Below are 23,075 nucleotides of genomic sequence, written 5' to 3' on the forward strand. Positions count from 1 at the left end.
CCTTTCCCTCCAACGCGGCCGGGAGGCTCTTCGTGACCGTTACCGAGGTGATGGCCGAACTGGCCGCGTTGGAGGACCCGAAAGCGCGCGCCGTGAACGAGAAGCACGGCGACGACCACGGCGTGAACCTGAGCAAGCTCCGGGCGGTCGCCAAGCGGCTCAAGACCCAGCAGGACCTGGCCGTGGAGCTGTGGGCCACCGGCGACACCGCCGCCCGCCTGCTGGCCCTGCTGGTGTGCCGTCCCAAGGCGTTCACCCGCGACGAGCTGGACGTGATGCTCCGCGAGGCGCGCAAGCCCAAGGTGCACGACTGGCTGGTGAACTACGTCGTGAAGAAGGGTCCGCACGCCGAGGCGCTGCGGGCCGTCTGGCAGGCCGACCCGGACCCGGTGGTCGCGAGCGCCGGGTGGGCGTTGACGGTGGACCGGGTGGCGAAGACCCCCGACGGCGTGGACCTGGTCGCCCTGCTGGACACGATCGAGGCGGAGATGAAGGACGCGCCGGACCGGTTGCAGTGGGCGATGAACCACTGCCTGGCCCAGATCGGCATCTCCCACGCCGACCACCGCGCGCGGGCCGTGGCCATCGGCGAACGCCTCGAAGTGCTCAAGGACTACCCGACGCCGCCGAACTGCACGTCCCCGTTCGCCCCGGCGTGGATCGCCGAGATGGTGAGCAGGCAGGGCTGACCCGGTCACCCCTGCCCGGACGGTGCCGCGAGGTCGCGGACGACCGTCCAGAAGTCGGCGGAGGCGGGAACGGGGTCGAGCAGGGCGCGGCGGACCGCGGCCGCGTGCGCCGGGCGGGCGACGGACAGCGCGGCCCGGCCCTCGTCGGTGGCCACGACCAGCACGCGCCTGCCCTGTGCGGTCTCGCGCCGCAGCAGCCCGCGCTCGGCCATGCGGGAGAGCTGGCGGGACAGGCGGGCGGCTTTCCAGTCCAGCATCGCGCCGAGGTCCTGCTGGGGCAGGGCGCCCTCGCCGTTCTCGATCACGCGCGACAGGACCGAGAAGTCGGCCGCGGACAGCCCGGCCGCGGTGTGGATCTCCTGCGCGACCGCGGCGAGGACGGCGTCGTTCGCGCGTTTCCAGGCGATCCACCGGGCCATCTCGGCGTCGTCGAGCGGCTGCGTCATGCGGGTCACCCTACCTCGAGTTGCCATGTAAACAACCGTGGGCGCATGATAGTTTACATGGCAACTCAAGCGAAGCACTCGGTGCTCGTCACCGGCGGCGGCTCGGGCATCGGCCTCGGCCTGGCCGAACGGCACCACGCGGCGGGACACCGCGTCATGATCACCGGCCGGAACGCCGCCAAGCTCGCGGCGGTCGCCGACCGTCTGCCGGGCGTCGAGACCCTCGCCAACGACATCGGCACCCCCGAGGGGCGCCAGGACCTGGCCGACCACGTCCGGCGGACCATGCCGGACCTCGACGTCCTGATCAACAACGCGGGCGTCCAGCGCCGGGTGGGCATCGCCTCCGACCACGCCCCCTGGCCCGAGGTCCAGTACGAGATCGACATCCTGTTCGCCGCGCCGATCCACCTGGGACGGCTGCTCGTCCCTCTCATGCTGGCCCACGGCCGCCCCGGCGTGCTGGTCAACGTCACCTCCGGCGGAGCCTTCTTCCCCCAGGCGTTCGCCCCGGTCTACAGCGCCGCCAAGGCCGCGATGCACAGCTACACGATGACCCTGCGCCACGCGCTGCAAGCCACGCCGATCCGCGTGGTGGAACTGATCCCGCCTGCCGTGGCGACCGAACTCGCGGGCCCCGGCCAGGCGCACGGCGCGGACCTGGACGAGTTCTGCGACACCGTGTTCCCGCTGCTGGACGGCTCCCACCCGGAGGTCGGCTTCGGCTTCACCGCCGACCCCGACTTCACCGAGAAGCGCGCCGCGGAACAACGGGCCTTCGACACTTTGGCCGCGCGCTCCGGCGTGCCGGTCCACGGCACGCCGGTCGCGCGGGAGCCGGAAACCGCCTAACCCCAGAGCAAGCAGCCGCACACGAGACCGAGGACCAGCACCCAGCAGCACAGCTTCACGGCCACGCCCGGCGTGAGGACGATCTTCACTTCTCCACTCACCTCCACTCGCGCGAAACGCGGCCCTACAACCGTTCCTCGGCCGCGGCGAACAGGGACTCGGCCGCGGTGAGCAGGTCCTCGCCCAGTTCGGGCGAGGTCGTCACGGCGGCCGCGGCCTGGAACCTGGTGGCGACGCCGATCAGGTCGACCCGCGACAGGCGCTCGTCGGAGTCCCAGTGCGGCGGCACGGGCGGCTCCGACACCGGCGGGATCTTGATCACGATCCCGCCCACGACCACCGTGGTCCAGCCCGCCGCCCGCTGCCGCACCTCGCACTTCGGGGGCGAGGCGACGACACCGTCGACGTAGAGCCCGAAGGCCGCGCGGTTCGCCGCCCGCACCGCGTCGCCGCCGAGGTGGTCGGCGGTCTGCTGGAGGACGAACGCCCGGTCGATCGCCGTGCCCGCCGCGAGCGCCACCCACCGCACCCGGTCGTCGGGGGACGCCGCCCGCTCGTCGGCCGCGGTGGCGGTGAACCGGTGCCGCAGGGCGACGAAGCCGTAGTCCCAGCCGAACTCGTCCTCCGGCGGCGGGAACGGCCACCAGTACAGGGCGGCCAGTTCGGACTCGGTCAGCGTGACGCTCATGTCGGACTCCTCGTCGTCGTTGTCGGAGAGGCAGACGGAGCGGGACCCCGGCGTGATACGCGTATCAGGCCGGGGTCGCGGGCCGTCCGACAACCATGAGCCGCACAACGACGCTAGGCGGACCGGCCGTGGACCTCGTCGTCCAGCAGGGCCGCGATGGCGGTGGTGCGCCGGAGCCGCGCCAGGCACCGCTGCCTGGTCGGCCCGATCGTGCCGATCGGCATGCCGAGGCTCGCGCTGATCTCCGCGTAGGACGGCGAGGCGTCGGAGAGCAGCATCGTCACCAGGTCCCGGTCGCGCTTCGGCAGCCTGGCGACCTCGCGGCGCACGGTGGCCCGCCGCTCGTCGCCGAGCAGGTCCGCGTCCGCGCCCGGTTCGGCGAGGTCGACGGCCTCCCGGTCGTCGGGGACCTCGCGGTGCTTGGCGCGCAGCAGCGCCACGCACTCGTGCCGGGTGGTCGTGGCCAGCCAGCCGGGCAACGCCTCCGGCTCGCGGATCGCGGCCGCGTGCAGCACGACCCGCAGCCAGACGTTCCCGCCGACGTCCTCGGCGTCCGCGCCGACGACCCCGTACCGGCGGCAGATCGCCGCCACCAGTGGCGTGTAGCGGCGGACGAGGTCCCGCCACGCCGTTTCGGACCCTCGCGCGGCGCTTTCCAGCAGCACCCCCACGGACGTTTCGCGGCGCATTTCCGCCCTCCCCGTTCACCGCGGCCCCGACTCGGCCGTTCCGCGCCGGGCTCCACCCGATTCACGATTCCGGCACTCCCTGGTCGACGACCTTGCGGCGACCTTGCGGAGCGGGCAGCATCGACGGGCGCGCATTTCCTGCCCCGTCGAGCACCAGGAGCCCGCGGCATGGAACTCCGGCTGTTCGGGGAGGTGCGACTCCACGTCGACGACGGGCCGCTGGACCTCGGAACCCCACGTCAGCAGGCCGTGCTGGCGGTGTTGGCGGTGGACGCTGGGCGGCCGGTCGCGATCGAGACCCTCATCGACCGGGTGTGGGACGACGCCCCTCCCGCCGAGGCGCGCAATGTGCTGTATTCACACGTCAGCCGAATCCGACAAATCCTCAAGAAAGCCGGCGGAATCGCGCGAATAGACCGCAGGAATGCGGGCTACGTCCTCGACGTCGATCCCGATCTGATCGACCTGCACCGGTTTTCCCGATTGGTCGACCGGGGCCGGAACCCGAGGACCGAGGACGTCGACCGGGCCGCGGTGCTGGCGGAGGCGTTGAGCCTGTGGCGGGGGACGCCGCTCGCGGGCGTGCCGGGCGCGTGGGTGGACCAGGTCCGGGAGAGCTGGCAGCGGCGGCGGTTGGACGCGGTCCTGCGGTGGGGCGAGGTCGAGCTCGACCTCGGCCGGGCCGACGCGGTGCTCGACGCGCTGCCCGACCTGGTCGCGGAGTACCCGCTGTCGGAGCCGTTGGAGGGGCTGCTCATGCGCGCCCTGCACGCGGCGAGCCGGGGCGCGGAGGCCGTGGAGCGGTACGCCGTCGTCCGGCGCAGGCTCGCCGACGAACTGGGCACGGATCCCGGTCCCGAACTGCGCGCCCTGCACGCCACGATCCTGCGCGGCGAAGCGCCGTCGTCGCACCGGGGCCCGACGACGGCGACGCCCGCGCAGCTCCCGCCCGACGTCCCCGGTTTCGCCGGTCGCGCGGAGGAGCTGCGGGACCTCGACGACGGCGTTCGGACGGCGCGGATCGTCGTGGTGTCCGGCACGGCGGGGGTCGGGAAGACCGCGCTGGCCGTGCACTGGGCGCACCGGGCCCGAGCCGACTTCCCCGACGGGCAGCTCTACGTGAACCTGCGCGGCTTCGACCCGACCGGGTCGCCGGTCGCCCCGGCCGAGGCCGTGCGCGGCTTCCTGGACGCGTTCGGGGTCCCCTCCCGGCAGCTCCCGGCGGGCCTGGACGCCCAGGTCGGGCTGTACCGCAGCCTGCTCGCGAACCGGCGGGTGCTGGTGGTGCTGGACAACGCGCGCAACGCCGAGCAGGTGCGCCCGCTGTTACCCGGCTCGCCGGACGGCCGGGCGCTGGTGACCAGCCGCGACCAGCTCTCCGGCCTGGTCGTCGACGGCGCTCGCCCGGTGCCCGTCGACCTGCTCGACGTCGACGAGGCGCGGGAGCTGCTGGCCGGACGTCTCGGCGCGCGGCGGACAGCGGCCGAACCCCACGCCGTCGACGAGATCGTGGACCTGTGCGCCCGGCTCCCGCTGGCCCTCTCGGTGGTGGCTGCGCGGGCCGCGCTGCACCCCCGGTTCCCCCTCGCCGCGCTGGCCCGCGAGCTGCGCGAGGCGAGGGGCGGGCTGGACGAGTTCGCGGGCGTCGACCCGGCCACCGACCCGCGTGCCGTGTTCTCCTGGTCCTACCTCCAGCTCAGCGCTCCGGCGGCGCGGCTGTTCCGGCTGATCGGACTGCACCCCGGCCCCGACCTGGGCACCCGCGCGGCGACGAGCCTGGCCGGGTCTCCCCCTGGCGGCGCGCGCCCGCTGCTGGCGGAACTGGCCGGGGCCCACCTCGTCGACGAACGCAGCCCCGGCCGTTACGGCTGCCACGACCTGCTGCGCGCGTACGCACGGGAACTGGCCCGCTCGCTCGACTCCGAGGCCGACCGGCTCGCCGCCACCCACCGGGTGCTCGGCCACTACCTGCACAGCGCCAACCACGCCGACCGGCTGCTCGACCCGCGCCGGGAAGACCCGCCCACCCTGACCGCGCTCGCACCGGGCGTGACCCCGGAACTGGCGTCCGACCACGGGGGCGCGCTGGAGTGGTTCGACACCGAGCACCAGGTGCTGCTCGCCGCCCTGCACCAGGACCCCGAGTTCGACGCCGAGGTGTGGGAGCTGACCTGGACGATGCGGCGCTTCTTCGCCTACCAGGGGCACTGGCACGACGAGGCCGACTCCCTCACCGTGGCGCTGGCCGCCGCGCGACGGCTGGGCGACCCGGTGAAGCAGGCCTTCGCGCAGTGCTACGTGGGGTGCGCCCACGTGTGGTTCGAGAAGTACGAGGACGCCCGCTTCCGGTTCGCCGTCGCGCTCGACCTGTACCGCGACGCGGACGACCGGGTCGGGCAGGCCCACGTGCGGTACTACCTCTCGTGGATGCTCGAACGGCAGGAGCGGACCACCGAGGCGCTCGCCCACGCGGAGCGGGCGCTGGCGCTGTTCACCTCGGCCGGGCACGAGGTGGGGCAGGCCAAGTGCCTGAACGCGGTCGGCTGGTTCCACGCGCTGGCGGGCGACCACCTCGTGGCGATCGAACACTGCGAACGGGCGCTGGCCCTCCAGGCGACATTGGGCGACCAGCTCAGCGCGGGCCAGACCTGGCACAGCCTCGGCTACTCCCACGAACACCTCGGCCACCACGCGCGGGCCGTCGACTGCTACCTCGCCGCCGTCGACCTGTTCCGCGAGTCCGGCTACCGCTTCAGCGAGGCCTACGCCCTCACGTCGCTCGGCGACGTGCACCGCGCGACGGGCGACCTCGACGCGACCCGCGCCGCTTGGCTGCACGCGCTGGAGATCCTCGACCAGCTCGGCCACATCGACGCCGCCAAGGTGCGGGCGAAGCTGGCTGACCTCGACCCCACGGAGCAGAACCGACCGAAAGGAAGATCATGACCACCCCCGAAAGCGACTCGACCGCCGAGAAGCTCTTCACCAAGCTGCGTGCCCTGAAAGGCGACCTGCCCTTGGACCAGAGCGACCTGCTGGCCTCCATCATCAAGGTGGCGCGCGAGGTCGCGGCCTGGGATCCCATCTCCGGCCTCGCTCCGGTGAGACGCCTGTCCATCGAGGAGCAGTTCGACACGGCGTTCACACCGACCACCGTCGGCCTGATCACGGGCTACGCCACCTCGGAACTGGTGTGCGACGTGACCGATCTCGACGCGTTCGGAGCCAGGAACGCGATGATCGTCAAGTCCTCGCCCGCTGGTGTCAGCTCCGTGGACGATGACGACTGACCAGTGCGCCGCGTGGCCCACGGTCCTCGTGTCCATGCCGTTCATGCACGTCGACCGGCCGTCCATCCAATTAGGACTGCTGGCGGCGATCGGGCGGCGGCACGGTTTCCCGGTGCGCACCCTGCACGCGAACGTCGACTTCGCGGCCCGGATCGGCGTGGACCTGTACCGGCTGCTCGCCGACCAGTGCGCGAGGCTGGTCGGCGAGTGGCTGTTCTCCCGCGAGGCCTTCGGGGACGCCGCTCCCGACCAGGAGGACGAGCTGCTGCTGGAGTTCGCCGACGAACTCGGCCACCTGGCGAGTCCGTCCGAGAGCGCGCGGGACCGGCTGCTGCGGATCCGCGACCAGGACGTCCCGGCGTTCCTCGACGGCCTGGTCGCCGAGTTCGCCGAGGACGAGGCGCGGGTCGTCGGCTTCAGCGCGACCTTCCAGCAGACCGCCGCGTCGATCGCGCTGGCGCGGCGGCTGAAGCGGCGGTTCCCGGCGACCGTGACGGTGTTCGGCGGCGCGAACTTCGACGGGGAGATGGGCCTGGAACTGGTCCGCGCCGTGGAGTGCGTCGACTTCGCCGTCATCGGCGAGGGCGACCGGGCCTTCCCCGAGCTGCTGTCCGCGCTCGCCGCCGGGACCGACCCGGCGGCGGTTCCCGGAGTGGCCCGGCGGGTGGGCGACGACGTGGTCGCGACCCCGCCCGCACCGCCGCACGAGCGGCTGGACGACCTGCCGGACCCGGAGTACGGCGAGTACTTCGACCGGATGGCGAAGCGGGGACTGCCCGTCCACGACGTCCGGATCCCCTTCGAGTCCGCCAGGGGGTGCTGGTGGGGCGCCAAGCACCACTGCACGTTCTGCGGCCTGAACGGGTCGACGATGCGGTTCCGCTCCAAGTCGCCGAGGCGCGTGCTCGACGAGCTCGCCCACCAGTCGAGGCGGTACCGCGCCTTCCGCTTCGAGGCTGTCGACAACATCCTCGACCCGCGGTACCTGAAGGAGCTGTTCCCGGCCATCGCCGACAGCCGGGCCGACTACGAGATCTTCTACGAGGTGAAGGCGAACCTGACCAGGGCGCAGCTGGCGGTCCTCGCGCGCGGTGGCGTCACGCGGGTGCAGCCGGGCCTGGAGTCGCTCAGCTCCGCCGTGCTGCGGCTGATGGACAAGGGCGTCCGCGCCGCGCAGAACGTCAACCTGCTCCGCTGGGCGGCGTACTACGGGATCGACGTGTCCTGGAACGTCCTGTGGGGGTTCCCCGGCGAGACCGCGGAGGACTACGCGCGGCAGACGGCGGTCGTCCCGCACCTCGTCCACCTGCGTCCGCCGGAGAGCGCCGACCGGCTCTGGCTCGAGCGCTTCAGCCCCCTGCACGCCCAGCCGGACCGGTTCGGCCTGGGACCGCCCGTCCCGGAGGCGAGCTACCGGCTGGTGTACCCGGCCGGGATGGCGCTGGACCGGATCGCCTACGTGTTCGAGTACGCCCCCGCTCTCCCCCCGTCCGCGTACACCGCGCTGCGGATGGCCGTGACGGCGTGGAGAGCGGCTTGGCGGTCGCCCGACCGCCCCGCTCTCGTCTACCGGTCCGCGCCGGGGTTCCTCCAGATCACCGACGCGCGGCACCAGGGCCAGGACGGGACGTACGCGTTCCACGACACCCTCGCGGAGATCTACCTCGCCTGCGTCGACCGGCCGCGCACCGCGGCGGCCGTCCGGGCCGAACTCGGGACGGACCTGTCGGTCGAGGTCGTCCGGGACGCGTTCCGCCGGTTCCAGGAGCGCGGTCTCCTGTTCCTGGACGAGGACCTGGCACTGGCGCTGGCCCTGCCCGCCACTCCCGGCCGCTGACGTCCTCTTGGGCGGTTTGCGGGGAACGCTCCCGTTTGTCATGCGCCAATCGGATGGCGCTCAAGGATTTCCGCGCTCGCACGGGAACTCCGGGAACAGAGTGTTCGTCGCACCGAGCGCTCGAACTCGGTGGAGGGGATCGTGATGACTGGTCCGGCGGCGAACGGAAGCGCGAGCGCGGGGATCGACGCGTGGGTCGCGCAGGCGAAGGCGAAAGCCGAGCGCTACCAGGAGATGCGCGTCCAGGCGCAGTCGATCTCCGTCACCGAGGTGGAAGGCCCGGTGACCGTGTCGATCGACTCCGGCGGCAACGTCACGGACCTGCGGATCAAGGACCACGACGAGCTGGCGAGGGCCGTCCTGCTCACCATGCGCCGGGCGCAGGCCCGGCTGCCGGAGAAGCTCGCCGAGGTGATGGCCGAGACGATCGGCGACGACAAGCAGACCGTGGACACCGTCGTCGGCACCTACCGCGCCCGGTTCCCCGAGCCGCAGACCGACGAGACGCCGCGCCCGCCCAAGTCCGACGACGATGACGACTTCGGGTCGGTGATGGACCGATGACCGGCTACCAGGTCACCCCGAGCGACCTGCACACCCACGTCGAGTCGCTGCGCAAGGTCGCCGACACCCTGGGCCAGGCCGTGGACGCCGCCCAGCAGGTCACGGTCGGCGTGCAGGCCTACGGGATGATCTGCGGCCCGCTGTTCGTGCCGATCGTGATGGCCGTCAGCGCTCCCGGCGTGCTCGCGCTGCGGGCCGCGCAGTCCGCGATGACCGAGACGGGCAAGGAGATCACGGCGACCGCCGACCACTACGACACCGTCGACCGGTCCAACGCGAGCGGCTTCTCCGCCATCGAGGGGAGAGTCTCGTGAGCAACCCCCTCCTGGCCCAGAAGCAGGACTCCACGACCTGGCACACCGGCATCAACCTGATCGACGACGCGGCGGGCGTCTACGACGCGGTCGAGTCCGGGAGCTGGGTCGAGGGCGGCATCTCCACGCTCGGCGCGGGCATGGACCTGCTGACCATGGCGATGAACCCGGTCGGCACGCTCATCTCCTACGGCCTCAACTGGTTGATCGAGCACGTCAAGCCGTTGCAGGACGCGCTGAACCAGCTCGCGGGCGACGGCGACCAGATCGCCGCGTACTCGCAGACGTGGGCGAACGTGGCGAAAGCCGTGCAGGACGCGGGGAAGAGCCTCGCGGACGCGGTCGCGAAGGACACGGCGTCCTGGTCCGGACCTGCGGCCGACGCCTACCGCAAGCACGTCGCGGAGCGGGCCGACGGCCTCTCCACGATCGCGACCTGCGCGAACGCCATCAGCACCGTCGTGAAGGTCGTCGGCATCATCACGGGCGTCGTGCGCGCCCTGGTGCGGGACATGGTCACGCAGGCCGTCGGCGACTTCATCCAGGACGCGCTGGAGGAGGTGTTCTCGCTCGGCCTCGGCACGCCGTTCGTCATCGCGCAGGTCGTCGAGCAGGTCGCGGCGTGGACGGAGAAGATCGGCGCGACGATCAAGAAGCTGATCAACTCGGTCGAGAAGCTGCGGCCGATCATGAGCAAGCTGGAGGAGATCTGGCAGGGCGTGCAGAAGGTGATGGCCGCGCTGCACGGGCACGTCGAGGAGCCGCGCCTGCACGCCAGCGAGGGCGGCACGCACGTGTCGTCGGCCGAACCGCACACGGGCGGTGGTGGCGGCGAGACGCACGTGTCCAGCGCGGGCGGGGAAACCCACGTCTCCAGCGCGGAACCGCACCCCGCGGGCGGCGAGCACGCCCCGCCCGGCGGCGAGACGCACGCCTCCACCGCCGAGGGCACTCCCGGCGAGCCCTTGGGCAACGGGAAGCCGCCCGGCGAGGACTCCTCCGTGCGGAGCCAGACCGAGGACCCGCGGTCGACCGTGCAGGAGGCGGAGAACCGCACGGGCTGCGGCGACCCGGTCGACGTCGTCACCGGCGACATGTTCCTCACCCAGACCGACGTCACCCTGCCCGCCGACCTCGGTCTCGTGCTGCGACGGACGCACATCTCCTCCTACCGCGTCGGCAGGCTGTTCGGCCGGTCCTGGGCGTCCACGGTGGACCAGCGGTTGGAGGTCGACGCCCAAGGCGTGTGCTTCGCCGGTGCGGACGCGATCCTGCTCGTCTACCCCACGCCCACGCCGGGCGCGGCGGTCCTGCCGGTGGAGGGCCCGCGCTGGCCGCTGGCGCTGGACCTCGACGGCACGTACCGGATCACCCGGCCCGACGGGCACGTCCTGCACTTCGCGCCGTCCGGCGTGGCGGGCCTCGCGCCGCTGCGGGCGATCACCGACCGCAACGACCACCGCATCGACTTCCTCACCGACGCGGACGGGATGCCCACGGAGATCAGGCATTCCGGCGGCTACCGCGTCACCGTCGAGACCGCGCGCGGCCGGGTCACCGGCTACCGGCTCGGTGACATCCCGCTGATGTCGTTCGGCTACAACGAGACCGGCGACCTGACGCACGTGACCAACGCGTCCGGCAGGCCGCACGTCTTCGACTACGACGGCGAGGGGCGGATCGTCGGCTGGACCGACCGCAAGGGCACGCAGTACCGCTACCACTTCGACGCGCGCGGCCGGGTGGCGTGGGCCGAGGGCACCGGCGGCATCCTCAACGCCCGCTTCCGCTACGACGACTCGGCGACGACCGTGCAGGACTCGCTCGGCAACGAGTCGGTCTACCACCTCAACGCGCTGCGGCAGATCGTCCGGGTCGTGGATCCCTTGGGGCACAGCGTGACCAGCGAGTGGGACCGCTACGACCGCCTGCTCGCCCGCACGGACGCGCTGGGCAACACGACGCGCTACCGCTACGACGAGGCCGGGCACGTCGTCGAGATCGTCGAGCCGACCGGATCGACGCGAAGCCTGGCGTACAACGGGTTCGGACTGTCCACTTCGGTCTCCGACGGTGTCGCGACCACGGAGTACACCTACGACGACCGCGGCAACCTCCTCGCCGAGACCGGTCCGGGCGGGACGACCCGCACGACCTACGACGCGTACGGGCACCTCGCGAGCCGGACGGACGCGACCGGCGCGACCAGCGTCATCACCTGCAACGCCGCGGGCCTGCCGATCACCATGGTCGACCCGCGCGGCAACCGCCACCGGTACGAGCGCGACGTCTTCGGCAGGCTCGTCGCCGTGGTCGACCCGTTGGAGGGCACGACCCGCTACGGCTGGACCGTCGACGGCCAGCCCGCGTGGCGGCTCGGGCCGGACGGCGGCCGGGAGACCTGGCGCTACGACGGCGAGGACAACCTCGTCGAGCACGTCGACGCCGGGGGCAGGCGCACGGCGTTCGAGATCGGCGACTTCGACCTGCCCGCCGCGCGGACCACCGCAGACGGCGCGCGGACGGCGTTCGCCTACGACACCGAGCAGCGCGTCACCGCCGTGACGAACGCGCAGGGCCGGACGTGGACCTACGAGTACGACCCGGCCGGGAACCTGGTGCGGGAGCGGGACTTCCACGGCCGCGTCGTCACCTACGCCCACGACGCGGCGGGCCGGGTCGTGGCCAGCACCAACGGCGCGGGCCAGACCGTCACGTTCGACCACGACGCCCTGGGCCGTCGCGTCCGGCAGCTCAGCGACGACGGGGAGATCACCTACGAGTACGACTCGCGGGGGCAGTTGACCCGCGCGGTCAACGGGACGGGCGAGCTGACGTTCACCCGCGACGCCGCGGGCCGGGTGCTCAACGAGACGTTCAACGGCCACGCGCTGGTCAACAGCTACGACACCGCAGGCAGGCGGGTGCGCCGGGTGACGCCCTCGGGCACGGCCGTGGACTACGGCTACGCCCCGCTGGGCGGTCTGGCCTCGGTGCGGGCGGGTGGCCACGCGCTGACGGTCGACCGCGACCGCCTCGGCCGCGCCACCGCCCACCACCTCGACGCCCGTCCGGTGCTGACCCAGTCCTGGGACGCCGCCGGGCGGCTCCTCACCCAGGACGTGGCGGGGCAGCGCAAGCAATTCCGCTGGCGACCGGACGGCCAACTGGTCGGTGACGGCGCGAAACGCGTCGAACTCGACGTGATGGGCCGCGTGGCCGCGGTCCTCTCGCCGGAGAACACCGAGCGCTACGACTACGACCTCGCGGGCAACGTCACCGCGGCCGCGTGGCTGCCCGGCGGCGATACCGAGGGACAGCGGGAGTTCGATCGCGGCCTGCTCCGCTCCGCGGGCCGCACGACGTACACCTACGACGGCCAGGGCCGCGTGAGCGAGGTCCGGCAGCGCACGCTCTCCGGCCAGGTCCTGCTGTCCCGCTACACGTGGAACGCCTACGACCAGCTCGTCGCGGTGTCCACACCGGACGGTCGGACGTGGCACTACCTCTACGACGCGCTCGGCCGCCGCCGCGCCAAGGTCTGCGGCGAGCTGCGCGTCGACTTCGCCTGGGACGGCTTCGACCTGGCCGAGCAGCACGTCGCCGGCGTCGGGGTCACGACGTGGGTGCACGAGGCGGGCACGTTCACGCCGCTCGCGCAGCTCGACGCCGCCGGGTTCCACGCGGTCGTCACCGACCACATCGGCAGGCCGACCGCGCTGGTCGACGCGGGCGGCGGGCTGAGCTGGCAGGCCGCGTTCTCGGCGTGGGGCGCGCTGCTGGGCGCGCGGGCCACCACCGACTGCCCGCTGCGCTTCCCCGGCCAGTACCACGACGCCGAGACCGGCCTGCACTACAACGTCTTCCGCTACTACGACCCGCGGACCGGCCGCTACACCGGCCCCGACCCGCTCGGGCTCGCGCCGTCGCCCAACCACTACGCGTACGCGGGCAACCCGCTGCTGTTCATCGACCCGTACGGGCTCGCGGTGTGCGGCAGGCAGGGCCCGGTGCGGCTGGGCGAGACCGACCTGTCCAAGATGGCCTACGAGCGCCGGCTGTCCGAGGGCGTCGGCTCGCACCAGAACGTCGCCGTGTACGAGTACGAGACGCCGACCGGCAAGCAGTACCTGGTGCAGGCCAACGACCCCGGTGGTCTGCACTCCGAGCAGATCATGCAGGCCGAGCTCCAGGCCCGCGGCATCCAACCGGACCAGGTGACCCGGATCTACTCCGAACGCGTGCCCTGCTCGATGCCCAACCACGACTGCGCGGGCGTCGTCGGCCAGTACAAGAACGCCGCCATCACCTGGAGCCTGGACGGCACCCGGAGGGAGAACTGGTCGGCGATCAACCGGTGGATGTCCCAGGGCCACCCGTAGGATTCGACGCCGTGGAGCCACTCGAACTGTACGAGCACTCGCTCACCGCGCCCCTGGACGAGCTGGTCGTGCCCTCGGTGCGGGTCGTGCCGCCCGAGTCGGCGGCGGCGTGGCGGCTGCCCGCCGCCGACGTCGGGGCCTACCGGCGGTGGGGCTTGCCGGTCGTCGCGCCGACGCAGTTCCAGCCGACGTTCGACGCGGTGGTCGAGGACGAGGACCAGGTCCGCTACCGGCTCGGCACGCTCGCGAACGCGGACGTGCTCACCGCCGCCGACACCGGCACGGTCGAGGGCTTCTCCACCCTGGAGACGTCGACCGTCCCCCGGTTCTGGATCAACGGCTCCGGCGCGCTGCTCGTCGAGACGGCGTGGCGCTGGTACGGCGTGAACACCGCCCTGCGCGCCGCGCCGTTCGACGACGAGACCTACGACCGGCTGGACCGGTTCTTCGAGGTCGTGCGGGAGAAGGACCCCACCGTCGACGAGTCCTCGCTCTGGTGGGGACTCGTCGAGGGCTGGTGACGTCAGCCGAGGGCCGCACCGAGTTCGGCGACGAGGTCGGCGGGGTCCTCGACGCCGACCGAGAGGCGGATCAGGCCCTCGGTGACGCCGAGCAGCGCCAGCTCGTCCGGCGGCAGTGAGCGGTGGGTGGTCGTGGCGGGGTGGACGAGGGTCGTCGCCACGTCGGCGAGGCTCGGGGACAGCGGGATGGCCGGGCCGAGGCGGCGGATGAGGTCGTCGACGGCCGGGCGTCCGCCTGCCAGCTCGAACGAGAGCATCCCGCCCGTTCCCTCGGGGTAGAGCCGGGCCGCGGTGGTGGCGTGCGGGTGGCCGGGCAGGCTCGGGTGGTGGACGTGCGCGACCGCCGGGTGCGCGGCGAGGAACGCGGCGACGGCCACCGCGCCCTGGGTGTGCGCCCGCATCCGCAGGGGAAGGGTTTTCAGGCCCAGCAGGGCCATCCACGCGTCGAACGGGCCGAGGGTCGCGCCGAGGCTGACGACGGACTGGCGGACCAGGTCGACGAGGCCCGCGTCGCCCGCGACGACGCCGCCCATGGCCGCGGAGTGGCCGCCGAGGTACTTGGGGACGCTGTGCCAGACCAGGTCCGCGCCGTGGTCGAGCGGCCGGACCAGCGCCGGGCTGGCGAACGTCGCGTCGACGGCGACCGTGGTTCCGAAGCCCGCGGCGAGGTCCACGAGGGCGGGCAGGTCCGGCACGCGCACCGTCGGGTTGGTCAGCGCCTCCACGAGCAGGAGCCCGGTGCGCCGGGTGAGGGCCCGTTCCACCTCGGCGAGGTCCGCGGCGTCGACCAGGGTGGTCTCGATGCCGAGCCGCGGCAGGTCGACGTCGAGCAGGTGGCGGGTGCCGCCGTAGGCGTTGCGGTCGGCGACGACGTGACCGCCAGACTCGACGAGGGCGAGCACGACGCCGGTGAGGGCGGCCATGCCGGACGCCGTGGCCACCGCGTCGGCCGCGCCCTCCAGGTCGGCGACGGCCCGTTCGAGCACCTGGCCGTTGTAGTGGCCGAAGCGGTAGTAGACCTGCCCGTCCTCCTCGCCGTCGAGGACCCGGTGCAGCGCGGCCAGGTCCGGGTAGGTGTTCACCGTGGTCTGGTGCAGCGCGGGCGCCAGCGGCAGGGCCCGCCCCGGCGGGCTGTGGGCGCCTGCTCGCGCGGCGCGGGTCGTCAGGTTCGGGATGTGCGTCATCGTCACCGTCCACTCGGGTCGGGGGTCGGGCGGGGAGGCGCCCGACCCCCTGCTCAGTTGAAGCGCGAGTAGGCCGGTTCCGACCAGCCCGCGGGGAAGGCGTTCTCCGTCCAGACGGACTCGGCGATCGTGAACACCGTCTCCTGGCCGTTCTCCGGGCCGCGCGTGGAGCCCTCGGTCCGGCGGACCTCGGCGGTCCCGGTCAGCTGCAACGTCGACCCCGACTCCCAGTCCGGGAACAGCAGGCCCGCCAAGGGGTTCAGGCCGATGTTGCCCGCGGTCATCATCATCGCGTTGCCCACGTAGTCCGGCCAGCTCAGCTCGGTGGCCGAGAGGACCTTCACGAAACCGGGGTTGCCACCGCGGTGCGAGACGTCCACGCCGCCCGCGGCGGCCGTCCCGACGAAGAACGTGTCGGCGGTCGACACCAGGACGGACTGGAGCGTGTCCAGCTCCCGCCCCCGGTGCGCCACCGGGTGGAAGTCCGCGGACTCGTCGTCCCGCATGACCCGCGCCTGGATGTACTTGGGGCAGTTGCCGAACGCCTGGTGCACGTCGACCTCACCGCCCCCGTCCACCGGCCGCCACCGCCCGTTGATCCGCAATCGCTTGCGCGCCACCAGGTCGATGACCAGGGTCCCGACGTCCGCCTCGTCCCGCAGCACCTCGGCCAGCGGGTCCGTGCCCACCACACGGGCTCCCGCCCGCAGGGTGTGCTCGTCGAGGGCGGACAGGAACCCCTCCTGCCCGACGAGCGTGGTCGCCCACGGTCGTCCGTCGCGGTCCTGGGCGCCCAAGACCAGCATCCGCTGGCGGGTCAGGAAGTCGAACGCGCCGCGCGGGATCGCGCCCGAGATGATCGGCCGGACCCTCGCCGCCAACTCGGAGGTGCCGGCCACCCGCTGAGCCGCGAGCTCGCCGGGGTGGAAGGCGAGTCGATCGGCGAGGTCGGCCACGACGTCAGAAGGTCAGGACGGTGTAGCCGGACTGGGCCAGTTCGCGCAGGCTGCCGACACCGACGGTGCCCGGAGCCTGGTTCTGGGCGACCGTGGAGATGCCCTCGCCCTCCAGGCCCTCGGTCGCGCCGAAGGTGATCGCGCAGCCGCCGGACGCCACCGTGGCGACCTGCTTCTTCACCGCGGTGTACAGCTCGTGCGCGGGGTGGGCCGGGTCCGCCAGCACCGCGGGCCACCGGGTGCCCGTGCCCTGGAAGACCACCAGGGCCTCGCCGCCCTGCGCGAAGTCCCAGGCCGCGGCCAAGGCGTTGAACACCCGGCCCACGGCCTCCTCGGTGCCGGTGGACGGGTCGGACAGCACCACTACGGCGGTCTTGCTGCTCATGAACGTGCTCCTCGTGCTCGGAAGGGCTGACGGCACTCACGTTACCGAACGATCGGTAAATATCAAGTGACCCAGGACACCTCACCGCCGACCGCCATCGTCCGATCCGACCGCTTCCTTTGCACCCCAACGGATGCACGTCCGAAACGGGACTCGGATTTGCGTTCGCGGTTTTTTACCGTACGTTCGGTATTGCCTTCCGATCCCCTCCCCGAGGAGTCCCCATGAGCGTCGACCAAGCCCTGCCACCCGTCACGACCGAGGAGCGGCTGGACGTCACGGTCGCCGCGCGCGCCGAGGTCGCGACCGGCGTGGTCGCCCTGACCCTCGTGGCCGCCGACGGCCGCGACCTGCCGCCGTGGCGGCCCGGCGCGCACGTCGACGTGACCCTCCCGACCGGGACGACCCGCCAGTACTCGCTGTGCGGCGACCCGGCGGACCGGTCGCGCTGGCGCGTCGCCGTGCTGCTCGAACAACCCTCGCGCGGCGGCTCCGCCTGGCTCCACGACCACGCCGTCGAGGGCGCCTCGCTCACCGTCGGCGCGCCGAGGAACCTCTTCGCCCTCGACCCGGCCGAGCGCTACGTGTTCGTGGCGGGCGGCGTGGGCATCACGCCGATCCTGCCGATGGTCGTCGAGGCCGAGCGGTCCGGCACGCCCTGGACCCTCTGGTACGGCGGCAGGTCCGCGTCCACCATGGCCTTCGCCGACGACCTGCGCGCGTTCGGCGACCGCGTCCACCTCGTGCCGAGCGACACCGGGGGGCGCGTCCCGATCGCCGACGTCCTGGGCACGCCGACCGCGGGCACCGCCGTGTACTGCTGCGGCCCCGAGTCGATGGTCGAGGCCGTGGAAAACGCCTGCGCCGCTTGGGAACCCGGCTCACTGCACGTCGAGCGCTTCATCGCGGACGGCGTCCCACCCGAGGGCGCGGCGTTCGACGTCCACTGCGCGGTGTCCGGAGTGGACGTTCGCGTCGAGGACGGCGTCACGGTGCTGGACGCCCTGCTGGAGGCGGGCGTCGAGGCGGACTACTCGTGCACGCAGGGGTTCTGCGGCACCTGCGAGACGCGGGTGCTGGAGGGCGTTCCCGATCACCGGGACGACTACCTGGACCACTCCGAGCCCGTCGACACGATGATGATCTGCGTCTCCCGCTCCCGCTGCCCCAGGCTGGTGCTCGACCTGTGACCGGTGGCCGGGGCCCGAGGACTAGCCCTCCTCCGGCCCCGGCAGCAGGATGCCCGGCAGCAGCGCCACGGTCTCCGCGAAGACCTCGGTGTCGCCGGTCACCCGCGCCAGCACCAGAGCGCCCTCGATGCGGAGGAACGCGTCCTTCGCGGCGCGCGTCGCCTCGTCGGCCGGACGCCCGGCCCGCCGCGACGCCTCGGCCATGGCGTCGATCCACGTCCTGGCGAGCGCCCGCGCGTGCTCCCGGATCTTCTCCGGCGTCCCGGCCAGCGTCATCGTGTCCAGCACGCAGGACAACGCGCCCGCGCCGTAGAAGTCACCGAGGCGGCGGGCGGTCTCCTCCACGCCCTCGGCGACGTCCCGCTCCTCCCGCATCGGCTCCAGGATCCACAGGAACCGCTTGCCGACCTTGGCGAGGACGACGTCCGCCATCTGCTCCTTGCCGTCCGGGAACCGGTGGTAGAGGCTCGCCCGCTGGAGTCCGGAGACCGCCGACAGGTCGCCGATCGCGGTCCCGTCGAACCCCTTCTCGCGGAACACCGACACGAGCAGGTCCAGCAGGTCGGCTTCGTCGATGGAAGGTGGTCGCGCCATCCCCCCATGTTACCGAACTTTCAGTCAAATACGCTCGGCACCCCCGAGACCGGCCGCTCCGGTGCCGGGGGTGCGCCTCGAACCCCGGTCAGGGGCGCGTGATCGCCAGCAGTTCGGCGCGCAGGGTCGCGTCGTCGCCGAACGCGCCGAGGTACGAGGTCGACGTCATGTTCGCGCTCGTCTTGATCCCGCGCATCGTCATGCAGAGGTGCTCCCCCCTGGCGACGACGGCCACGTCCGGGCTGCCGGTGATGGCCGACACGTCACGGGCGATGTCGCTGACCAACCGCTCCTGCACCTGGAGGCGGTGGGCGTGCCGGTGGGCGATGCGCGCGAACTTCGACAGGCCGAGCAGGCTCCCGGTCGGCCGGTAGGAGATGGTGATGGAGCACCGGAAGGGCAGCAGGTGGTGCTCGCACAGCGACCACACCTCGATGTCGGACACCGTGACCATCTGGTCGCTCGTCGTGGTCTCGAACAGCGTCGAGATGGTGCCGGGGTCGTAGTCGATGAACTCCCGCCACCAGCGCGCGAAGCGCTCCGGCGTGGTGCGCAGACCGTCGCGGTCGGGGTCCTCGCCGATTTCCTTGAGCAGTCGGCGGCCGATGTCGACCAGGGGGTCCTCGCTCCCCGAGCTGATCCGGCCGCTCGCCCAGTCTTCCATGTCGACCGTCGATGACATCCGTGCTGCTTCCTCTCGTACTGCGGGTTACGTCAGGGTCGCGCCGCCGGACGTCCTAGGTGGACAACGGGAGCGCGGGTTCCCGGTACGGGACGGGATCGGCCAGCCCGAGGCTGGTGAACGCCCCGCGCCGCTCCGTGCACGCCGCGCAGGCTCCGCAGTGCACCTCCTCGCCCCGGAAGCACGTCCACGTCCGCTCCCACGGAACGCCCAGCTCCTCGCCGAGCGAGATCACCCCGGTCTTGGGGAGTTCGATCAGCGGCGCCAGGAGTTCGAGCTCCTCGTCGACCGAGCCGCGCGTCGCCACGCGTTCCATCTCCAGGAACCGCCGCAGGAACTCGGGCGAGGTGTCGGAGGGCCCGACGTCCTCGGCCATCACGCCGACCGACACGGCCCGCGCGGACACGCTGACCGCCAGGGCGAACGCGACGGACAGCAGCACCGCGTTGCGGTTGGGGACGATGTTGGGGTTCCCCGCGGTCGGCCGGTCCGGCCGGGGGACGTCGACCCCCGGATCGGTCAGCGAGGACCCGCGCATCACGCCGCTCAGCCCCCGCAGGTCGACCTGCTCGTAGGGCGCGCCGAGCCTGCGGGCCGCTGCGGCCGCGCAGTCCAGTTCCTTGCGGTGGCGCTGCCCGTAGTCGACCGACACCAGGTGCAGCTCGTGCCCCTGCGCGGCGAGGTGGTGGGCCATCACCACGGAGTCGATGCCGCCGGACACCACGGCCACGACCTTCATCGGACCTCGCCCCCGACCGTCACGCCGAGCTTGTCCAGCACGCTCTGCCGGGCCCGGACGGGAGCCGCCCCACGGCCACCGCCCAGCGGTGCGGGCAGCGGTTCGACCATCGTGTCGGGGTCGGTCTCGAAGAAGAACACCAGCGACAGCAGTTCCTCGTCCGGCGCGGTGGCGCTGGGCGGGAGCACCCGGTGCAGCAGCGCCCGCCACCGCCCGTCGGTCCACAGCTCCATCAGGTCGCCGAGGTTGACGATGAGCGCGTCCGGGTCGTACGGGGGCGCGAACCAGCCTTCCTCGTCGTCGTGGCCTTGCAGGCCGCCCACGCCGAGCTGGCGGCTGAGCACCGTGAACGTGCCGAGGTCGGTGTGGGGCCCGTTGCGGAACTGGCCGTCCGCCACGCCGCCGATCGCGTTCAGCGAGGGGTAGAGGCTGAGGTTTTGGGTCCACGTCGCCCGTTCGGCCCGCGAGGTGAAGAAATCGGCGGGCAGCCCGAGCGTGGTCGCGAACATCTCGTTGACCACGCGCGACACCCGGAGCAGGTGGCCGGTGTAGTCCTCGACCGCCGTCCGCAACGCGGGGAGTTCGGCGGGCCAGCGGTTGGCCGGGTAGTTGACGCGGTCGCGCTCCGCGTCACCGGTGGCGTGCCCCGGCCCCGCGTAGAACGACTCGTGCAGGTCCGGCGGTCCGGCGGTGTGCTCGACCTCCACGCCGACCCCGCCGGGCGGGTGCATCTCCAGCCAGCCGCCGTCGCAGGCCGCCTCGACCGCGTACCGCGCCTTCACGTCCCGCGGCAGGGCGAAGAACTCCCGTGCCCGCGCGCGCAGCTCGTCCACCGCCTCGCGCGGCACGCCGTGGCCGCTCAGCAGGAACATGCCGGTGCGGCGCAGGGCCGTGTCCAGCCGCTCGCCGATGGCCGCGCGCTCGGCGGCCGAGCCGTCCACCCAGCGGGCGAGGTCGATCGTCGGTACACCTGGGGACATGACCGGGTCCTTCCTTGCTGTGCTTGCGTGCGCGCTCACCCGCCGAGGACGCTTCCGACGCTGTCGTCGATGATCTGGAGGCCCTCTGCCAGCTCGGCGTCGTCGACGATCAGCGGCGGCAGCAGCTTGACCACCTCGCCCAGCGCGCCCGAGGTCTCCACGAGCAGGCCGCGGTCGAACGCCGCGGCGCACACCTTCGCGGCCGTTCCGGCCTCCCCCGCGGCGCCGAAGTCCAGGCCCCACACCAGACCGCGGCCCCGGACCTCCAGCCCCGCCGAGGCGAACCGGTCCGCCGTGCTCCGCAGCGCGGCGGCGACGTGGTCGCCCTTCGTCCGCGTGGACCGCTCCAACGCCTTGTCGCTCCAGTAGGTGCGCAACGCCTGCGCTCCCGTCACGAACGCCAGCGACACCCCGCGGAACGTCCCGCTGTGGTCGCCGGGCTTCCAGACGTCCAGCTCGGGCCGGATCAGCGTGAGGGACAGCGGGAGGCCGTAGCCGCCGATGGACTTCGACAGGCAGACCATGTCCGGCACGATCCCGGCGTCCTCGTAGCTGAAGAACCCGCCGGTCCGCCCGCAGCCCATCTGGACGTCGTCGACGATCAGCAGGATGCCGTGCCGACGGCACAGGTCCGAAAGCCCGCGCAGCCACTCGACGCGCGCGACGTTGACGCCGCCCTCGCCCTGGACCGTCTCGACGATGACCGCGGCGGGGAGGTCCAACCCGCTCGCGGGATCGGAGAGCAGCCGTCCGAGGAGGTACTCGAGGTCCGACCGGTCGCTGCCGAGGTACCCGTCGTACGGCATCGACACGACGTTGGTCAGCTGCACGCCCGCGGCGGCGCGCTTGCGGGCGTTGCCGCTGACGGCCAGCGCGCCCAACGTCATGCCGTGGAACCCGCGGGTGAAGCTGATGACGAGCTGGCGGCCGGTGACCCGGCGGGCGAGCTTGAGGGCGGCCTCGACGGCGTTGGTGCCGCCCGGCCCCGCGAAGACCACCTTGTAGTCGGCTTCACGTGGGCGCAGGACCAGCTCGTCGAAGGTCTCCAGGAAGTCGCGCTTCGCCGTCGTGAACATGTCCAGCGAGTGCGTCACGCCGTCGCCCGCGATGTAGTCGAGCAGCGCCTTCTGCTGGTTCGGCTCGTTGTGCCCGTAGTTCAGGGCTCCCGCGCCCGCGAAGAAGTCCAGGTACGGCCTGCCCTGCTCGGAGAACAGGCGGGCGCCGCGCCCGCGGGCGAACACGACCGGCCAGGAGCGGCTGTAGCTGCGGACACCGGACTCCAGTGCCTCGAAGACGCTCACCGGTCACCCCGGCGGGCGTGCAGCACGAACCAGTGCCGGTCCAGCAGGATGCCGCGCTCCTCGGAGGCCGCCTCGACGTACCGGTCGAAGAGCTCGCGGTCCCGGTCCTGGTCGAAGTCCTCGAAGATCGGCACCGCCTCCAGGAAGCGGGTGAGGTCGGCTGCGGTGTGGAAGTACTCCTGGAACGGCACGGCCTGCTCGCGCAGCACGGTGAACCCCGCCCGCTCCAGCCGACCGCGTTCCTCGTGGGACACGGGGTCGCCCTCCCAGCGGCGGTAGAGCTGGCCGCGGCCGAAGACCTCCTTGAGCGCCCGCACGTCCTGCTCGCCGATGCCCAGGTGGACCAGCGAGCCGCCGGGTCGCAGCAACCGGTGGAACTCCTCGGCGAACAGCGGCCCGCGACGGGAGGTGATCACGTCGAAAGCGCCGTCGGGGAAACCGGTCGAGGAGGCGTCGCGCAGCGAGAACTCCACGTGGTCCAGCCCGGACTCGGCGAGCGAGCGAGCCGCCGAGTCGAGCATCTCCGGGGAGAGGTCGACGCCGTGGGCGTGGCCGAACGACGGGGCGATCGCGAGCAGGTTCCGCCCGTCCGCGCACCCCACGTCCAGCAGCCGCGCCGCCGGGTCGGCCAGCTCCGTGGTGATCCGGTCGAAGAGGACCTCCGGGTCCTCCTCGGGGTGGACCGTCGTGCGCCGCGCCCCACTGGAGTAGCCGCCGAACTTCTCGGCGACCTTGGAGTAGAACTCCGGATTCATCGGGCAATCCCCTCCTTTGCGAGGTGAGCGGGAGAAG

Annotated in this window: 22 protein-coding genes; 10 read left to right on the forward strand and 12 right to left on the reverse strand. The window is 72.5% G+C overall.

The genetic code is table 11. The features are described 5' to 3' along the window. Positions 1–50 precede the first annotated feature (50 nt). On the forward strand, positions 51–689 hold the full coding sequence (locus ACFWW9_RS03445) for a DNA alkylation repair protein (protein ID WP_390370978.1): 639 nt from the start codon (positions 51–53) through the stop codon (positions 687–689). A gap of 5 nt (positions 690–694) precedes the next feature. Here ACFWW9_RS03445 and ACFWW9_RS03450 read toward each other — a convergent pair whose 3' ends face one another. Beyond that, entirely contained in the window at positions 695–1,135 is a 441-nt protein-coding gene (locus tag ACFWW9_RS03450) for a MarR family winged helix-turn-helix transcriptional regulator (RefSeq protein ID WP_390370932.1), read from the reverse strand. A gap of 57 nt (positions 1,136–1,192) precedes the next feature. Here ACFWW9_RS03450 and ACFWW9_RS03455 point away from each other — a divergent pair, with 57 nt between their 5' ends. Beyond that, positions 1,193–1,987 (forward strand): SDR family NAD(P)-dependent oxidoreductase, encoded by a 795-nt coding sequence (locus tag ACFWW9_RS03455; RefSeq protein WP_390370934.1) that lies wholly within the window; start codon positions 1,193–1,195, stop codon positions 1,985–1,987. Positions 1,988–2,111: 124 nt separating this feature from the next. Here the strand turns inward: ACFWW9_RS03455 and ACFWW9_RS03460 are convergent, their stop codons facing one another. Both ACFWW9_RS03460 and ACFWW9_RS03465 read right to left on the reverse strand, forming a co-directional pair. Continuing rightward, positions 2,112–2,675, reverse strand: a complete 564-nt coding sequence (locus ACFWW9_RS03460) for a hypothetical protein (RefSeq protein ID WP_390370936.1) — start codon at positions 2,673–2,675, stop codon at positions 2,112–2,114. Between the two features lie 113 nt (positions 2,676–2,788). Beyond that, positions 2,789–3,364, reverse strand: coding sequence for an RNA polymerase sigma factor (locus ACFWW9_RS03465; protein ID WP_390370937.1), 576 nt, complete (start codon positions 3,362–3,364; stop codon positions 2,789–2,791). A 168-nt stretch (positions 3,365–3,532) separates the two neighbouring features. On the opposite strand from ACFWW9_RS03465, the gene ACFWW9_RS03470 reads away from it, so the two are divergent. The 7 genes from ACFWW9_RS03470 to ACFWW9_RS03500 all read left to right on the forward strand — a co-directional run bounded on the left by ACFWW9_RS03470 (position 3,533) and on the right by ACFWW9_RS03500 (position 14,272). Beyond that, positions 3,533–6,310, forward strand: coding sequence for a BTAD domain-containing putative transcriptional regulator (locus ACFWW9_RS03470; RefSeq protein ID WP_390370939.1), 2,778 nt, complete (start codon positions 3,533–3,535; stop codon positions 6,308–6,310). Then, complete coding sequence (locus tag ACFWW9_RS03475; RefSeq protein ID WP_390370940.1) at positions 6,307–6,654, forward strand: hypothetical protein; 348 nt, start codon at positions 6,307–6,309, stop codon at positions 6,652–6,654. Before ACFWW9_RS03470 ends, ACFWW9_RS03475 begins: the two co-directional genes overlap by 4 nt. Next, positions 6,644–8,491 (forward strand): RiPP maturation radical SAM C-methyltransferase, encoded by a 1,848-nt coding sequence (locus tag ACFWW9_RS03480; protein ID WP_390370942.1) that lies wholly within the window; start codon positions 6,644–6,646, stop codon positions 8,489–8,491. Before ACFWW9_RS03475 ends, ACFWW9_RS03480 begins: the two co-directional genes overlap by 11 nt. Positions 8,492–8,635: 144 nt before the next feature. Continuing rightward, the gene (locus ACFWW9_RS03485; protein ID WP_390370943.1) at positions 8,636–9,055 is read left to right on the forward strand and encodes a YbaB/EbfC family nucleoid-associated protein; all 420 of its coding nucleotides are present in this window, start codon (positions 8,636–8,638) and stop codon (positions 9,053–9,055) included. Further along, positions 9,052–9,369, forward strand: coding sequence for a type VII secretion target (locus ACFWW9_RS03490; protein WP_390370945.1), 318 nt, complete (start codon positions 9,052–9,054; stop codon positions 9,367–9,369). The genes ACFWW9_RS03485 and ACFWW9_RS03490 overlap by 4 nt, the downstream gene beginning before the upstream one ends. Then, entirely contained in the window at positions 9,366–13,751 is a 4,386-nt protein-coding gene (locus tag ACFWW9_RS03495) for an RHS repeat-associated core domain-containing protein (RefSeq protein ID WP_390370946.1), read from the forward strand. The genes ACFWW9_RS03490 and ACFWW9_RS03495 overlap by 4 nt, the downstream gene beginning before the upstream one ends. A gap of 11 nt (positions 13,752–13,762) precedes the next feature. Next, positions 13,763–14,272 (forward strand): hypothetical protein, encoded by a 510-nt coding sequence (locus ACFWW9_RS03500; RefSeq protein WP_390370947.1) that lies wholly within the window; start codon positions 13,763–13,765, stop codon positions 14,270–14,272. A 2-nt stretch (positions 14,273–14,274) separates the two neighbouring features. On the opposite strand, the gene ACFWW9_RS03505 is transcribed toward ACFWW9_RS03500, so the two are convergent. The 3 genes from ACFWW9_RS03505 to ACFWW9_RS03515 are packed head-to-tail and all read right to left on the reverse strand — an operon-like array spanning position 14,275 to position 16,797. Then, positions 14,275–15,456 (reverse strand): trans-sulfuration enzyme family protein, encoded by a 1,182-nt coding sequence (locus ACFWW9_RS03505; RefSeq protein ID WP_390370948.1) that lies wholly within the window; start codon positions 15,454–15,456, stop codon positions 14,275–14,277. Between the two features lie 53 nt (positions 15,457–15,509). Continuing rightward, on the reverse strand, positions 15,510–16,412 hold the full coding sequence (locus ACFWW9_RS03510; protein ID WP_390370950.1) for a pyridoxamine 5'-phosphate oxidase family protein: 903 nt from the start codon (positions 16,410–16,412) through the stop codon (positions 15,510–15,512). 4 nt (positions 16,413–16,416) lie between these two features. Next, the gene (locus ACFWW9_RS03515) at positions 16,417–16,797 is read right to left on the reverse strand and encodes a DsrE family protein (protein WP_390370951.1); all 381 of its coding nucleotides are present in this window, start codon (positions 16,795–16,797) and stop codon (positions 16,417–16,419) included. A gap of 224 nt (positions 16,798–17,021) precedes the next feature. On the opposite strand from ACFWW9_RS03515, the gene ACFWW9_RS03520 reads away from it, so the two are divergent. Beyond that, the gene (locus ACFWW9_RS03520) at positions 17,022–17,987 is read left to right on the forward strand and encodes a PDR/VanB family oxidoreductase (protein ID WP_390370953.1); all 966 of its coding nucleotides are present in this window, start codon (positions 17,022–17,024) and stop codon (positions 17,985–17,987) included. Between the two features lie 21 nt (positions 17,988–18,008). Here the strand turns inward: ACFWW9_RS03520 and ACFWW9_RS03525 are convergent, their stop codons facing one another. The 6 genes from ACFWW9_RS03525 to ACFWW9_RS03550 form a co-directional block, all read right to left on the reverse strand. Beyond that, positions 18,009–18,581 (reverse strand): TetR/AcrR family transcriptional regulator, encoded by a 573-nt coding sequence (locus ACFWW9_RS03525; RefSeq protein ID WP_390370954.1) that lies wholly within the window; start codon positions 18,579–18,581, stop codon positions 18,009–18,011. A gap of 88 nt (positions 18,582–18,669) precedes the next feature. Beyond that, the gene (gene folE / locus ACFWW9_RS03530; RefSeq protein ID WP_390370955.1) at positions 18,670–19,263 is read right to left on the reverse strand and encodes a GTP cyclohydrolase I; all 594 of its coding nucleotides are present in this window, start codon (positions 19,261–19,263) and stop codon (positions 18,670–18,672) included. A gap of 55 nt (positions 19,264–19,318) precedes the next feature. Beyond that, positions 19,319–20,002: a 7-cyano-7-deazaguanine synthase gene (locus ACFWW9_RS03535; RefSeq protein WP_390370957.1), complete on the reverse strand. Its 684-nt coding sequence runs from the start codon at positions 20,000–20,002 to the stop codon at positions 19,319–19,321. Then, on the reverse strand, positions 19,999–20,982 hold the full coding sequence (locus ACFWW9_RS03540; protein WP_390370959.1) for an isopenicillin N synthase family dioxygenase: 984 nt from the start codon (positions 20,980–20,982) through the stop codon (positions 19,999–20,001). Before ACFWW9_RS03540 ends, ACFWW9_RS03535 begins: the two co-directional genes overlap by 4 nt. A gap of 35 nt (positions 20,983–21,017) precedes the next feature. Beyond that, entirely contained in the window at positions 21,018–22,283 is a 1,266-nt protein-coding gene (gene ectB, locus ACFWW9_RS03545; protein WP_390370960.1) for a diaminobutyrate--2-oxoglutarate transaminase, read from the reverse strand. Next, positions 22,280–23,038, reverse strand: coding sequence for a class I SAM-dependent methyltransferase (locus tag ACFWW9_RS03550; protein WP_390370962.1), 759 nt, complete (start codon positions 23,036–23,038; stop codon positions 22,280–22,282). Before ACFWW9_RS03550 ends, ectB begins: the two co-directional genes overlap by 4 nt. Positions 23,039–23,075: the final 37 nt, after the last annotated feature.

The sequence above is a fragment of the Umezawaea sp. NPDC059074 genome (assembly GCF_042738955.1).
GTDB lineage: Bacteria > Actinomycetota > Actinomycetes > Mycobacteriales > Pseudonocardiaceae > Umezawaea.